Origin of the sequence: Streptococcus sp. 3.1, assembly GCF_016648915.1 — a bacterium.
In the GTDB taxonomy this organism is placed as follows: Bacteria; Bacillota; Bacilli; order Lactobacillales; family Streptococcaceae; genus Streptococcus; species Streptococcus salivarius_E.
In genome coordinates, this window is record NZ_JACLQV010000001.1 from 1 (window position 1) to 13825 (window position 13825).

Sequence of the window (13825 nt, forward strand, 5' to 3'; positions counted from 1 at the left end):
TTTTCAAAGGTCTTTGTCTCTCTTAAGACAACTCCTATATTCTAGCAAATCTAGAATAGCTTGTCAACACTTTTTTTGAAGTTTTTTCACTTCTCGTGTTCGCCGTCTCTTCCGAAACAGCTTATTTATAATATCATCTCTGACTTATCTTGTCAATAACTTTTTTAAAGTTTTGGAACCTTTTCAAGTTTGTGGCAAGTCTGTTAAGACAACTTTTATATTCTAACACCCAATTTAGTTCTTGTCAATAGGGTTTTTGAAAAAAATAAAGCAGTACAATCATGTACTGCTAAATAAATTATTTAAAAATTTCTTTTACTTGCATTATAACCATATTTTTCAATGAAATCTTGGCGAAACTCAAGTAAATTGTCATCTATAATAGCTTGTCGTACCTTGGCCATTAAATTTACCAAGAAGTAGAGATTATGGTAACTTGTCAGGCGAATTCCAAACGTTTCATCTGCTTTCAACAAATGTCTCACATAAGCACGTGTGTAATTCTTACATGTATAACAATCACACTCAGGATCTATAGGGCTAAAATCTTCTGCATACGCCGCATTTTTAACCACGAGACGCCCTTGACTCGTCATACAAGTTCCGTTTCGAGCAATTCGAGTTGGAAGAACACAATCATACATATCAACGCCACGGATAACACCATCAATTAAACTATCTGGTGCTCCTACACCCATAAGATAACGTGGTTTATTCTCAGGAAGCAAAGGTACAGTAAAGTCTAGAACCGCATTCATCTCTTCATGAGTTTCTCCAACCGCAAGACCTCCAATTGAATAACCTGGAAAATCCATAGAAACCAAATCCTGTGCAGATTGTCTACGAAGGTCTTCAAAACCTGCTCCCTGCACAATTCCAAATAGGCCTTGATCATGTGGGCGACGGTGTGCTTTTAGCCCTCGTTCTGCCCAACGACTTGTCCGTTCAATAGAATTTTTCACATAATCGTATGGTTGGTAAAATTGAGGACATTCGTCAAAGCTCATCATAATATCTGAACCGAGATTGTTCTGAATCGAGATCGCTTTTTCAGGAGATAAAAACATCTTACTTCCATTAAGGTGATTTTTAAATGTTACACCTTCTTCAGAAATATTGCGTTTTTCTGCCAATGAATAAACTTGGAAACCACCGCTATCTGTAAGAATCGCTTGGTCCCAATTCATGAATTTATGGAGTCCTCCAGCTTTAGCAACGAGCTCATCACCAGGTCTTAGCCATAAATGATAGGTATTGGCCAAAATAATCCCTGAACCCATCTGTTTTAATTCTTCAGGAGATTGCGTTTTTACTGTAGCTTGGGTGCCTACAGGCATAAACATCGGCGTTGGAAAGGTCCCATGAGGCGTGATAATTTCCCCCAGGCGTGCTCCTGTGTGTTTTTCTTTCTTTATAAGACGATATTTAATAGGAAAATCAGTCATTTATACTCCTTACATTAGGAAAAACAGTCCTAAGTATTTTTTAGTCAGTGGTCATTATACACAACCGCTTTAGTTTATCAAAAATTACAAGAATTGTCAGCTCTATATTTTCAAACTCTCGATGAATAGCATCAAACATCAACACTAACATTCATAGCAAACAAAAAAACAACAGTCTCGAGCACTGTTGCTTTCAATAATGTCTTAAGCTGAAAGAACTTTACGTCCTTTACGACGACGAGCTGCAAGAACACGACGTCCATTTTTAGTTGACATACGGTGACGGAATCCGTGTTTACGTTGACGACGGATTTTACTTGGTTGATAAGTACGTTTCACGTTGAATACCTCCTGATAGATTTTCGTATTCGTTTAGCCGGCTATTTTTGATCAGTTACTAAACATACCATACTATTTTATAGCAATAGCTTAATCTTGTCAAGAATTACTTAGATATTAATTTTATTATATCTTTGAAACCCTTAGGCTGGTGATAATTGTAGACCACATTACTATCCCTATATCATCGCTTGCTCATAACGTTCTTGCTATTTTAGCTATTTTCTTGAGCACCTCTTTTCGCTTATGGTCACCCATATACTCAACAGGTGAAACCTGGGTAACTTTGACTGATTTAATACCACAAGGTTTTAGGACTTGAAATTTTAGAACTTTGCTATAATCTTGAACTAAAGGTAGAATAATTTTCGGTGTATTGTGGGTTGTAATAATCCAAGCTTTCCCAGTCAGATAACCATCCAATCCACGGGGTGTATTTTCATAGGCAAAACCAGCAACAAAGACGCGTTCAATAAATCCTTTCAAGATAGCCGGCATTCCACTCCACCAAATTGGAAAAATAAAAATCAACTGATCTGCCCAAATTATTAAATCTCGATAGTCTTTCATAGCTACATCGTGCGCTAAGTCTCTTCTCCTATGCGTTGTATCAAAGCGTAAAACAGGATCGAACCGCTCTTTATACAAATCTAGAACCTTTAACTCATGTTTAGACGATAAATTCTCCTTGACTGTCTCTAGTATAGAGGCATTGTACCCCTTGTCGTTTGGATGTGCGTAGATAATTAAAGTTTTCATTGTTTAGCTCCTTTAACGTAGATGTCTAACATAGTACTAACAGTCTCTTTAATAGTGTTACTATTGAAATTATCACCAATAGGACTCCTTACCAAAACAGCTAATCCAGTAATAAAACTCCAGATATGAACTAATATTTCTGTCTCACTACCAGAAATGTTCATTTCACTTTTTAGCTTCAAAACCACACTCTTAAAGTGCTCAAATCCTGGTAAATGGGCATTAACAGAGATACTGTTCTGGGTTAGTTCCATATAATTGAAAGGAAACTTAATAAATAAGGCCTCAAAACTGTTTGTTTCTTTTTGAGCAAATTCCACAAAATTACACCCCATTAATACTAAGTGATCCCTTACATCAAGAGGAGAGTCTATTCCTTGTGTCAGATACTTCAAAAAGATCTCGGATAAACGCTCTAAAACTACCTGAAGATATACACCCTTATTTTCAAAGTGCTTATAGGGTGCTCCATGGGTGATCCCGCATCTTTGAGCCACCGTTCGGATAGATAGTTGATCAATCCCTCTTATTCTTATCTCCTCAATTCCAGTTGTGATTAACTTTTCCTTCAATTCAGCAGTATTACGTTTCATTTTGACTCCTATTTGCATATTAGTAGACAGCGATTACTTTTTATTAAAGTATACACCGTCTACTTTTGATTGTCAAAAAAACTAGCCTTCAATTAAGACTAGTTTCTGTAAGCAATAACGCTATTCTAATTATACTTTTGTCACAACAACGTAACGATTAGGATCGTCCCCTTCCGAGTGACTTTCAACCCCTTCAATTTGAGAAAGTGCCTTATGGATAATTTTTCGTTCGCTATTCGTCATTGGATCCATAACATACTCTCGGCCTGTTTCTTTTACTTTAGCTGCTGTTTTTTCTGCTAAATCAATCAAAGTCTCTGTGCGCTGCTCCAAATAATCACGAACATTAAGAACAACACTAAAGCGTTTAGAATGACAATCGTGCAAATAATTTTGCGCTAAAAGTTGTAAAGACTTGAGAACCTTGCCATGATAACCGATAACACGACCAGGCTGGTCTGTTTCAATCTGAATGATAATATTGCGACGATTGTGACTAACCTCTAGGCTAGCATCAACATCCATTTCATAGATAATTTTTTCGAGATAAGATAAAACATCATCTGCAGCTGCTTGAATATCTTCTAAATTATTTTCAGAAGAATCATCCGAACTAAACTCAGATGCCACAAAATCACTGAAATCTCCTTCTGGAGTTTCCAAAGTCTGAACTTTAGCGATTGATTCTAGTTGAGGTTCAAGCGAACTTGCCATAAATTCTGTAGCATCCTCTTCTGATGACTCACGTTTAACAGATAGAGGAATAATTGTTGCCTTTGGTTGCTCCTGTTTATTATCTAGCAGCTCTTCACCAAGGTGCTCTGTAGACACTGGTTGCTTTAAGTTTTCTTGTGTAATTTCCTTATTATCTGAAACCGTAACGAGTTTTGTCACTTTATTGAAAGCAATCGTTTCGTCTTTTGGACTTGCGACAGAATCGTCGAATTGTTTTATAGCATCAGGAGCCACTTTAACGGTGTTTTGATCTGCTTCATGAGCTATCTTTTCATTTATTGGTTCAACGCTAACTCGAGCTGGCTTCTTTCCGAACCCTAAAAAACCTTTTTTCTCACGAGAAATAACCTTAATATGAGCCTTCATACGGGGTAAATTAAGATCTTTCAAACCTTTTTCAATAGCTTGTTCGACTGTTCGTCCAGAATAGACAACCATAATAAGCCTCCTTATTTACGTTTATGCGCCTTTTTCTTGGCACGACGAATCTTAGCTTTACGTTCTTTTTCTTCCGCTTCCAAACGATTACGCTCTTCGATGATTTTAAACGGATTATTAAAAACCAAAATCTGAATAACTTGGAAGGCGTTTGAAACCGCCCAATAAAGTGCTACCCCTGAAGAAATCTGAGTTCCAAACCAGAAAATAAAGATTGGAAGCATGATATTCATAACAAGAAGCATTGCACTACGATCTTTAGCTGCCTTATTGGTCAACCAAGTTGAAAGGAAGGTGAAAGCAGCCGCCAAAATCGGAAGAATAAAGTAAGGGTCTTTCTGACCTAGGTCAACCCAGAGGAATGTTCCTTCTCGCAATTCTGGCACTCGCGTGAGTGCTCCATAAAGAGCCATCAAAATAGGAAATTGAATCAAGAGAGGAACAAAGCTTGCGTAAGGATTTACACCATGCTCTTTATAAAGATCTTGTTGTGCATAAGCAAGAGCTTCACGATTCTCGCGTCCAGGATACTCACTCTGCAAGCGACGTAACTCTGGCTGCAACTCTTGTAGTTCACGGCTTGACTTAATTTGGCGATTATAAAGAGGAATCATTACCGCACGAATTAAGATCGTGAAAATGATAATCCCTAATCCAATGGAACCTCCGAATGAGAGCCCTTGAATAGCCTTCCCAAACATTAAAATGAGACGTTCCCAAAGGCCTGTAGAATGACTTGTAACATCACTTCGTCCACATGCGGACAAAAGTAAGAGAACTCCTGCACCTAAAACAGATAAATTAAGTTTTTTCTTCACTAAAAACTCCTTTTTAATACGATAAAGAACTGCTTGCTTCCATTCATTAAGACTATCTCAAAAATCAGGAATGATCTTAGTTTATCCTACAATGTAAAGAAGCAAAATAATTTTCTAGTCCTTATATAACTTTGCTATTTTTAAGACATGAACGAGATTGCTATAAATGTCTTGATAACTTAAGTCTTCGACACCTTTACGAGCAATAACGACAAAATCTTGATGTTCTAACTGAGATGACATGTCCATCAGTGCATGTCGTAGACGACGTTTTACCCGATTCCGAGTAACCGCATTACCAAGACGCTTACTGACCGACAAACCTACTCTAAAATGAGGTAGATCACGATCCAGACAGTAGACAACAAATTTTCGATTAGCAACACTGTGTCCCGCATCAAATAATGCTTTAAAGTCTTTCTCTTTCTTAACGCGATAAGATTTTTTCAAAATACGACTCCAAACTCAAAATTAGTACTATTATATCATAAATAGCAAAAAAGCCCAAAACCTTATGGTTAGGGCCTTAGAGACTTATTTTTTTAGAGCTTTTTGAGCTTCTTTGATTTGCCATTTAACCTGGTCAAAACCAGTTCCACCAAGGGAATGACGACGTTCAACAGCTGTATGAGATTTAAGCGTCTCATAGATGTCCTCTTCAATTAAATCCGAAACTTCTTGATAACGTTCGAGAGGAACATCCTGAAGATAATAACCAGCTTTGGTACACTCAAGGACAAGTTTTCCAACAATCTCATGTGCTTCACGGAATGGAAGTCCTTTAGACGCAAGATAATCAGCCAACTCTGTAGCATTTGAAAAATCTTTCTCTGTTGATTCTGCCATATGCTTGTCGTTAACAGTCATTGTATTGAGCATACCTGCGAGAATATCAATAGCAACAGTAATCGTTTCTACCGTATCAAACATACCTTCTTTATCTTCTTGGAGATCTTTATTGTAGGCTAAAGGTAATGACTTCATCACAGTCAATAATCCAATCAGATTGCCATAGACACGACCTGATTTTCCACGAATTAGTTCTGCCATATCTGGGTTTTTCTTTTGAGGCATAATGGAAGAGCCTGTTGAAAAAGTATCTGATAGAGTCACAAACTTAAACTCGTTAGAACACCAGTTAATGATTTCTTCACAAATACGTGTCATATGCATCATTAGAATACTTGAGTTTGACAAGAATTCGAGAATAAAGTCACGATCAGAAACAGCATCCAAGGAATTGCTATATGGATTTGCGAAGCCCATTAAGTCAGATGTCATATTACGATCAATTGGGAAAGTTGTTCCTGCCAGTGCAGCAGCTCCAAGTGGAGAAATATCCGTATGCTTGATATTAAATTCAAAACGTTCGGCATCACGTGTAAACATGTTGTAATAAGCCATCAAGTGGTGACCAAAAGAAATCGGTTGTGCATGCTGCAAGTGGGTGTAGCCTGGCATAATTGTGTAGGTATGTTTGTCTGCTAGGTTGACTAAAGTACCACGTAAATTATCAAGCTTCTCAATAACTTCCACTAATTTAGCTTTCAGATACAAGTGCATATCCGTTGCCACTTGGTCGTTACGTGAACGTGCTGTATGAAGTTTTCCCGCTACTGGTCCAATTTTAGCTGTTAAAAGGCTCTCCATATTCATATGGATATCTTCATTGGAAACATCAAATTCTAGTTTACCAGCCTTATATTCCTCAAGCAGTTCTTCCAAGCCCTGTTTAATTTGCAATGCTTCCTCTTTGGTAATAATCCCTGTCTCACCAAGCATCGTAACATGGGCAATAGATCCTTTCAAATCAAACTCTGCCATCTTTTGGTCAAAGGAGATTGAAGCACCAAATTCTTCTACCCATTTTTCAAGACTAGCTTCGAACCGACCGCCCCATAGTTTATGATTTTCTGCCATAGTTTTATTTTGAAGATTTCCCTACACTGAGATAATCTTCCATCCTTTCTTAATACTTATAACAAGCAACGACCTCTTTGGTCACAATAACTTAAATGAAAAAAGCTAGATAGTATTTGTCTAGCTTAATTTGTCTCTCTGGACACTTGTTTTCCTAAAACCAGATCTCTGTCGTAGTTTATTTAGGCTCGTGACGCCTCTCAGAACGCCTTAACGATAATAATATAAGTTATAAGAAAAGAGTATCAGATGTGGCTCTCTGTCCACTTTTATCTGATAAGAAGCGTTTTTCTTCTAATAGCCTACTTTTCTTATGTAATCTGTCATTAATTGTCAAATGGATGGTTAACTTGTGAATTAACCTGAGTTGGAAGACCCCAAAGCTTGATAAATCCAATTGCAGCATCCTGATCAAAGCTGTCTGCTGATGTGTAAGTAGCCAAGTTTTCATCATACAATGAATTAGCTGATTGACGTGCTACTACTTGAGCATGCCCTTTGTAAAGCTTAACTTTAGCGATACCATTAACAACTTTTTGTGTTTCCTTAATATAAGCAATGATAGCTTGTGTTGCTGGGCTAAACCACAAAGCATTGTAGATAAGGTTTGACAATTCATTTTCAAGAATTGGTTTAAAGTGAGAAACCTCACGTACCAAAGTTAAGTCCTCAATTTCTTTATGAGCTGTCAAAAGGGCGATAGCTCCTGGACATTCATAAATTTCACGAGATTTGATACCTACAAGACGGTTCTCAACGTGGTCGATACGTCCGACGCCATGCTTACCAGCAATAACATTCATTTCTTGGATAAGGTCAGCCAATTTCATTTCTTTACCGTTAAGAGCAACTGGTTTCCCTTCTTTAAAGGTTACATCGACATATTCAGCTTCATCTGGCGCAGACTCTGGTGAATTGGTAATCCCAAAAGCTTCTTCTGGAGCTTGATTCCAAGGATTTTCAAGAACACCACACTCGTTGGCACGTCCCCAAAGGTTTTGATCGACTGAGTAAGGATTATCAAGGTCTGCTGGAACTGGAACACCATTAGCCTTAGCATACTCAATTTCTTCCTCACGAGACCATTTCCATTCACGTACTGGCGCCACTACTTTAAGACTTGGGTCTAGGGCAGCAATCGCAACTTCGAAACGAACTTGGTCATTACCTTTACCAGTACAACCGTGAGCGATAGTCGTTGCTCCTGTTTTATGAGCAATCTCAACCAATTTTTTAGCAATAATTGGACGACTAAGCGCTGAAACCAAAGGATATTTTTGTTCATAGTAAGCGTGAGCTTGAAGTGCTGGAAGCACATAATCTTCAGCAAACTCATCTTTAACATCAAGCACGTATGACTCGACAGCTCCAACTGTCAAAGCTTTGTCATGGATAAACTCAAGATCTTTACCTTCACCGACATCCATACAAACAGCAATAACATCATAATCTTTTTTAAGCCATGTAATAGCGACTGAGGTATCAAGACCTCCCGAATAGGCAAGAATAACTTTCTCTTTTGACATAGTATTTTTCTCTTTTCTTATATTTTCTTGTGGTTGCTATCTCTATCAACCTTACGAGATTAATTATATTGCATATTTATTCACTTGTCAACACTTTTTTGTTATTTTTTTATATTTATTTAGTTTTTATTTGTTTTTACTTATTCTTTTGACCTAAAAAGTGCTTAATTCTTAATTTTTATTCAATTTTATGCAAGAGGTGATGAAAAATAAAAAAACACTTTTGAAACTATACCAATAGATTCAAAAGCATCTTTAACTAGTTATCTTCTAAAATGCCAAAAGGCCTGTACAAAGTACAGACCTTTTGAACAACAGCATCATCGGTAGAGAACACAACAGCAATTTTAGATAGAATGAATGAGGGAAATTATTATGTTTAAGGGACTAACTTAAACCATACATTCTTCTTGCTCTCTAACCTTGATTACATTATAGCATGCAATCCCCAAATGTATATCTTGATTTCCTAAAATGTCGAATTTCACTCACAGAATGTATTTTTTATCCTAATCTGCACTAATGCCCTTAAAAACAAAAAAACGGCTTGATTTCTCAAGCCTATTAATTTCTATAAAAAAGATATGTAATTGGACGAGCGGCCAATAAAAAATGGGGATTAGGAAAAAGTTATATAAAAGTACATTATTTATTTTCATAAAGTGTATGTAGATTTCAATAAGATTGACGATGTCTCATTTCCGAATCACATATCTTGATTATATATTAACTTTTTTCAATTTAATTGTCTATACGATTTCATAGAATGTCGTTTTTTCATCCTGAACTGCATTTTTTTTAGTCATTTTTTTATAAATCTCTAAATTTCATCACTAAAGGACATCTATTTTGTGTTTTTACAGAATTTGTTCACTTATAAGATAATCAATCACCTATGAAATAAACACATGCTTTTTTAGACTAAAAAGAACATTAGTCGATGACTAATGTTCTTTTACCTCTGACCATTTTTTAAGCAGAGCCTTCATTTTCAAACGTGAAACTGGACAAGAATCACCATTTTCAAAGTAAATCATCAACTGAGTCTTATCAATACGAGATATGTTATCCAAATTAACTAAAAATGAGCGATGACAAGAAAAGAGTTTTTTATTTACCGAAGTAATATCTCCAAGATTGGCATAAAACTCCAAACGCTCTGTTTTGGTAATCAGCATCACCTTATGAGGTGTCACAGCAGTCGCAAAATAATAAATATCTCTCATAGGGACTTGGATCCGAGACTGAGCGGTTTCAAACACAAAAATCTCATCATCATCCACATCTCCAACTTTTTGGTTCACAAAAGTCAATGTTTGTTTTAGTTGTTGTTTGAACTCTGCATTAGAAACTGTCTTATCAATGAAATCTAGTGCAGAAACCTTGTATTTAAAACTAATCGGTGCAAACTCTGAGTGAGTTGTTACAAAAATAATAACTGCATTAGCATCTTGTTGACGAATTTCTGAGGCAACTTCTAGCCCCTTCTTTCGCTCACCATCAATATCGATATCTAAAAGGAAAACCTGATGGTTGCCCTTTTCATTGATACTGGACAATAGTTTGTGAGGTTTAGAAAAAACTTCAAGTTTTCGTACGGAAAACGTGCCCTCTGAAACCAATTCTCTGATGATGTCACTAATACGTGTTTGCTGCATTAAGTCATCTTCTAAAATGTATATATTCATATTAGGGCCTCATTTCTAGTATTTGCATCATTTTATGATTCTGACTACGGACAGAGAAGGACGTGTTCGGATAACGTTCCAAAATATCTTGAACAGCATTAACACCTATACCACCCTCAGGATGAGAAAGCTGGGTACTCATCATTGAAAGTGGCACTTGCTCTTCTGCAATTGTACTTTCAATAATAAAACTCTGGCAATCCTCTTCATCAAAATAGGCCAGACTAATAAAACCTTCACTGGCTTTACGAGCACCATCAATAGCATTATCCATGAGGTGACCCAAAACAACAGCTAAATCTAAATCAGTTAGATAGTTATGAATCACTGGATCTGGAATCTCTGCATGAATATTGAGGCGATGCATCTGAGCTTCATGATATTTTGATGAAAGTAGACTATGAATACTTGGATTTTGGATATTATCCAAATCTGTGACCTGAGTTGAAAAACTATGCTGATCTCGATTGACATAAAGATCAACCAAATCTTTTTTATAAGAACGAATATCCCCTGTTCTTTCGATATCTCTCAGATTATTAAGTAGGAAATTATAGTTAGAGCGAACATGCATCAAGTCTCTATACAAACCTTCTACCCTGGTATTCTCACGCTTCAAATCATCAAGATAGTTGGCTTGCTTCATCGCTAAATCCTGCTCTATTTTTTCCTTAGCAAACTGGTTTACAGCACCAAGTACAAAGAGGAGTAAATAGAGATATCCCATTACTAATGGCAACCTAAATCTACTCTCAAGATGTAACTCTGGGAAATAAGTATCAAATGTCGACACTAAAAAGATAACTAAATAATAAAGTAAAAGAAGCATGTTGACCAAACCCAGACGGTTCTTTTTTTCTTGTTGGGCAGCAACTTTCAAGATATCTGTAAAATCTAGACGTAAAATAAAATCTACTATTCTGACCGTCAACATGACGAAGGAAAGTGGTACCATAGACCACCAAATATTAGTGTTTAAAGTGTCAACAGTTATACCAAGTATCGGTGGAAAGAAGAAGGTAGCCAAAAAACGTCTTGCCAAATCGACTAGTACCACCGGGTAAAAACCTAGAAAAAAGCGCTCTACAGAGGTGACACTTTTATTCAATTGGTAACTAAATGTCAATGTTACAATGGCTACTAAGGGAGGTACTATGCCTATATAGCGTCCAATGAGTTGTCCCCAAATGCATAGAGCAACATCAAATAACAAATAAAGTATACGATTTTTAAGATTAGTGTTTTGTCCACCAATACGTAAGTAGATATCCCAAATGATGACAAACATCAAAATTTGAAATAGGATGTTACCCAGCATAGTTGTCCCTCTCCTTTCTACGATTATAGTCCTACCGTGACAATTTGATAGGTTTTAAATAATTCTTTTTTATTTGTTAAACCGATACCGTTTGACCAGCAAAACTGGGCAAAATCACGACTAATAGCCAGACTATCATCGAGTTTCGGATCAGCTTCCTGATTGGTATTCTCAAGAATAAAGCTGAGATTACCATCCTCATTCTGTTGAATAAGGAAACCAATATCTGTCTCCGGCTCCTTGGCCCAAAGTTTTTCAGCTAAGTTCATGCAACGTTCTAAAACTCCAATAAGAACTGCAATATTTAAATTGTTAGGATAAGCATCAACATTGACATCCAACCTAACGGTGATACCTTTTTGTTCCAAAGGAATGATTTGGTTTACAATCCAACTTCTTAATACCGGATAAGGAATCTCAAACAGAGGAGCCAACTTATCATTTAAGTCCAAATTATCAAGTTTAAGATGATTCAAATGCTCATGATAAACGGATAAAACCTCTGATAATTGATTTTTAGCCAATGGAGTCTCAAGAGCTACCAAAAGACTCTCAAAATCTTTTTCAATAGGTTTTACTTTTGTAAAAAGATCCTCAATATGTTTATTATAGACTTCCAAGTTATAGACATAAGTCTCCACAGCTTCCTTACTACGTTCTCTGACAAATTTATGAGAATAGCGGTTCAAGGTTGTTACCATTAGGAGATAAACTGCCATTGCAATAAAAATTGGCCCTCCCACATCACTACCTGTTGATACCAAAAGAGTACTACAAGTAATGTAGAGTGCAAAGGTCAGATCAACGGCTATCAACAGACGTTCACGACCACGTGAATAAATCAATTCCTTGACCTTATCAACATCTGAACTGGAAAGGTAATTGATATAGAGAAAGAATGGATAAATCAGTACAAACGATAACAATTTGAGGAAGAAGTTTTCTTGAATCTCACTCAAAGTCATATTTGTAAACAGATTATTGAATACATAATATGGAGTAAAAGTCGCAAATAAATCTGTAAAAATAACCGAGAAAGCTCCAAAAAAGAGGCTTGCCCAGAGCGTCAAACGATGTTCCCGACGTTCCTTTAAGGCCAAAGCTAAAAAGATAACAACTTGATAATAGAAGCCATCACCCTTACCAAGTGATACCACTATACCTAAGAGACTTAGACAAAATACTTTCCAGTAAGCTAATGTGCTCCTTGTTAGTTTTTTATAAATAAACCAGGTAATATGAAAACTAATAATCTGAATAATACTATTTTCAAGGGATACCATGGTCCAAAGCTGTAAGTTCATGATAATATTTCCTGTTTATACTCAAGAGACATTTTCGTCATCTTCTTCAATGAGTTCTTGACCTGCCTTTTTCAAAATATCTTGATAGGTTTGTTCAATAAGGTCAAAATCCCCACTATCAATACTTGTCTGCATACTAATGAGTATGTTTTCATAATCATGTTTAAACGAACGTACACTCTTATAGGCAGTTTCGATTTTTTCATTATAAGCTTCCAGACTCCTCAAATGCTCCTCTTGTTCTCTAAGAATTTTACTATCACGAACATCTTTACCGTAGGAAACAAAACGAACAAGAATATACATGTGTATAAGAAAACCAACCCAAATATAAATTTGAGGGTAACCCGGGAGGTAGGTCTGACTCAGGAGCAAGGAGAATATCTCCTGTTTAAAGAGGATAAGCAGATAACTGATAATTAAAATATGATCAACTTGCAAAAGCATGCTCTTATATTTATCCTGCAAGTCCTGATATGGTTCCTTAAAAAAGCTATCTAAACCAAACATTTTTTGCAAGCCTAGAAAGAAAGGAAGGACAACACTATCTACAGCCAAGATTCCTAAATGGTTTGGAACCAACTCAACCGGCTTATTAAAGAAAACTCGGAAAAGATAAAAACTAAAGAAACTTGTAATCAGGGTCCAAAAGACAGGGGCAAAGAAAGCATAAAAATACTTTTCTTCTCGTAAAGCCTGAGGTTTTTCAAGAAAAATAAAGACTAGGAGATAGATTGCATCTGGAATATCAATTTGCCATAGAACCTTGGCTAACCACTTAACGGCAGTTACTACGATTACATAAGGAATATAACGGTAAGTAAAAACATCTAGATAAGCCATTCTAGCTAAAATCACAAGATGTGAAACGACAACAACCAAAGCAATAAGGCCATCAATCGCAAGTTGCATATGCTTTTCCCCTTTCTATTTTCCCTTATC

13 protein-coding genes are annotated in these 13825 nt (G+C 36.4%); all 13 read right to left on the reverse strand.

Annotated elements, in window-relative coordinates; all coding sequences use genetic code 11:
• Positions 1–302: 302 nt before the first annotated feature.
• A complete protein-coding gene (gene tgt, locus H7U02_RS00005) occupies positions 303–1445 on the reverse strand; it encodes a tRNA guanosine(34) transglycosylase Tgt (RefSeq protein ID WP_037600045.1) in 1143 nt (380 codons plus the stop codon).
• 204 nt (positions 1446–1649) lie between these two features.
• Positions 1650–1784: a 50S ribosomal protein L34 gene (rpmH, locus tag H7U02_RS00010; RefSeq protein WP_002885866.1), complete on the reverse strand. Its 135-nt coding sequence runs from the start codon at positions 1782–1784 to the stop codon at positions 1650–1652.
• A 195-nt stretch (positions 1785–1979) separates the two neighbouring features.
• On the reverse strand, positions 1980–2543 hold the full coding sequence (locus H7U02_RS00015) for an NAD(P)H-dependent oxidoreductase (RefSeq protein ID WP_073690051.1): 564 nt from the start codon (positions 2541–2543) through the stop codon (positions 1980–1982).
• Positions 2540–3136, reverse strand: coding sequence for a TetR/AcrR family transcriptional regulator (locus H7U02_RS00020; protein WP_073690050.1), 597 nt, complete (start codon positions 3134–3136; stop codon positions 2540–2542). The genes H7U02_RS00015 and H7U02_RS00020 overlap by 4 nt, the downstream gene beginning before the upstream one ends.
• A 129-nt stretch (positions 3137–3265) precedes the next feature.
• Positions 3266–4309, reverse strand: a complete 1044-nt coding sequence (gene jag / locus H7U02_RS00025) for an RNA-binding cell elongation regulator Jag/EloR (protein ID WP_110980826.1) — start codon at positions 4307–4309, stop codon at positions 3266–3268.
• Between the two features lie 11 nt (positions 4310–4320).
• Positions 4321–5127 (reverse strand): membrane protein insertase YidC, encoded by an 807-nt coding sequence (locus H7U02_RS00030; protein ID WP_064523431.1) that lies wholly within the window; start codon positions 5125–5127, stop codon positions 4321–4323.
• Positions 5128–5241: 114 nt separating this feature from the next.
• Positions 5242–5577, reverse strand: coding sequence for a ribonuclease P protein component (gene rnpA, locus H7U02_RS00035; protein ID WP_002891957.1), 336 nt, complete (start codon positions 5575–5577; stop codon positions 5242–5244).
• An 84-nt stretch (positions 5578–5661) separates the two neighbouring features.
• Entirely contained in the window at positions 5662–7047 is a 1386-nt protein-coding gene (gene argH, locus H7U02_RS00040; RefSeq protein WP_037600057.1) for an argininosuccinate lyase, read from the reverse strand.
• Between the two features lie 326 nt (positions 7048–7373).
• Positions 7374–8573, reverse strand: coding sequence for an argininosuccinate synthase (locus H7U02_RS00045; protein WP_002885646.1), 1200 nt, complete (start codon positions 8571–8573; stop codon positions 7374–7376).
• Between the two features lie 944 nt (positions 8574–9517).
• Positions 9518–10261, reverse strand: coding sequence for a response regulator transcription factor (locus H7U02_RS00050; RefSeq protein ID WP_002885796.1), 744 nt, complete (start codon positions 10259–10261; stop codon positions 9518–9520).
• A 1-nt stretch (position 10262) separates the two neighbouring features.
• Positions 10263–11579, reverse strand: coding sequence for a GHKL domain-containing protein (locus tag H7U02_RS00055; protein ID WP_201042568.1), 1317 nt, complete (start codon positions 11577–11579; stop codon positions 10263–10265).
• Between the two features lie 23 nt (positions 11580–11602).
• The gene (locus H7U02_RS00060; protein ID WP_201042569.1) at positions 11603–12883 is read right to left on the reverse strand and encodes a hypothetical protein; all 1281 of its coding nucleotides are present in this window, start codon (positions 12881–12883) and stop codon (positions 11603–11605) included.
• A 21-nt stretch (positions 12884–12904) separates the two neighbouring features.
• Positions 12905–13795, reverse strand: a complete 891-nt coding sequence (locus H7U02_RS00065; protein ID WP_002891966.1) for a hypothetical protein — start codon at positions 13793–13795, stop codon at positions 12905–12907.
• Between the last annotated feature and the right edge of the window lie 30 nt (positions 13796–13825).

Bases quoted from the DNA above. Each gene is read 5' to 3' on its own strand.
- H7U02_RS00020 (WP_073690050.1), bottom strand. From the start codon at position 3,136: ATGAAACGTAATACTGCTGAATTGAAGGAAAAGTTAATCACAACTGGA.
- H7U02_RS00045 (WP_002885646.1), bottom strand. From the start codon at position 8,573: ATGTCAAAAGAGAAAGTTATTCTTGCCTATTCGGGAGGTCTTGATACC.
- H7U02_RS00060 (WP_201042569.1), bottom strand. From the start codon at position 12,883: ATGAACTTACAGCTTTGGACCATGGTATCCCTTGAAAATAGTATTATT.
- H7U02_RS00015 (WP_073690051.1), bottom strand. From the start codon at position 2,543: ATGAAAACTTTAATTATCTACGCACATCCAAACGACAAGGGGTACAAT.
- H7U02_RS00065 (WP_002891966.1), bottom strand. From the start codon at position 13,795: ATGCAACTTGCGATTGATGGCCTTATTGCTTTGGTTGTTGTCGTTTCA.
- H7U02_RS00050 (WP_002885796.1), bottom strand. From the start codon at position 10,261: ATGAATATATACATTTTAGAAGATGACTTAATGCAGCAAACACGTATT.
- argH (WP_037600057.1), bottom strand. From the start codon at position 7,047: ATGGCAGAAAATCATAAACTATGGGGCGGTCGGTTCGAAGCTAGTCTT.
- H7U02_RS00055 (WP_201042568.1), bottom strand. From the start codon at position 11,579: ATGCTGGGTAACATCCTATTTCAAATTTTGATGTTTGTCATCATTTGG.
- jag (WP_110980826.1), bottom strand. From the start codon at position 4,309: ATGGTTGTCTATTCTGGACGAACAGTCGAACAAGCTATTGAAAAAGGT.
- tgt (WP_037600045.1), bottom strand. From the start codon at position 1,445: ATGACTGATTTTCCTATTAAATATCGTCTTATAAAGAAAGAAAAACAC.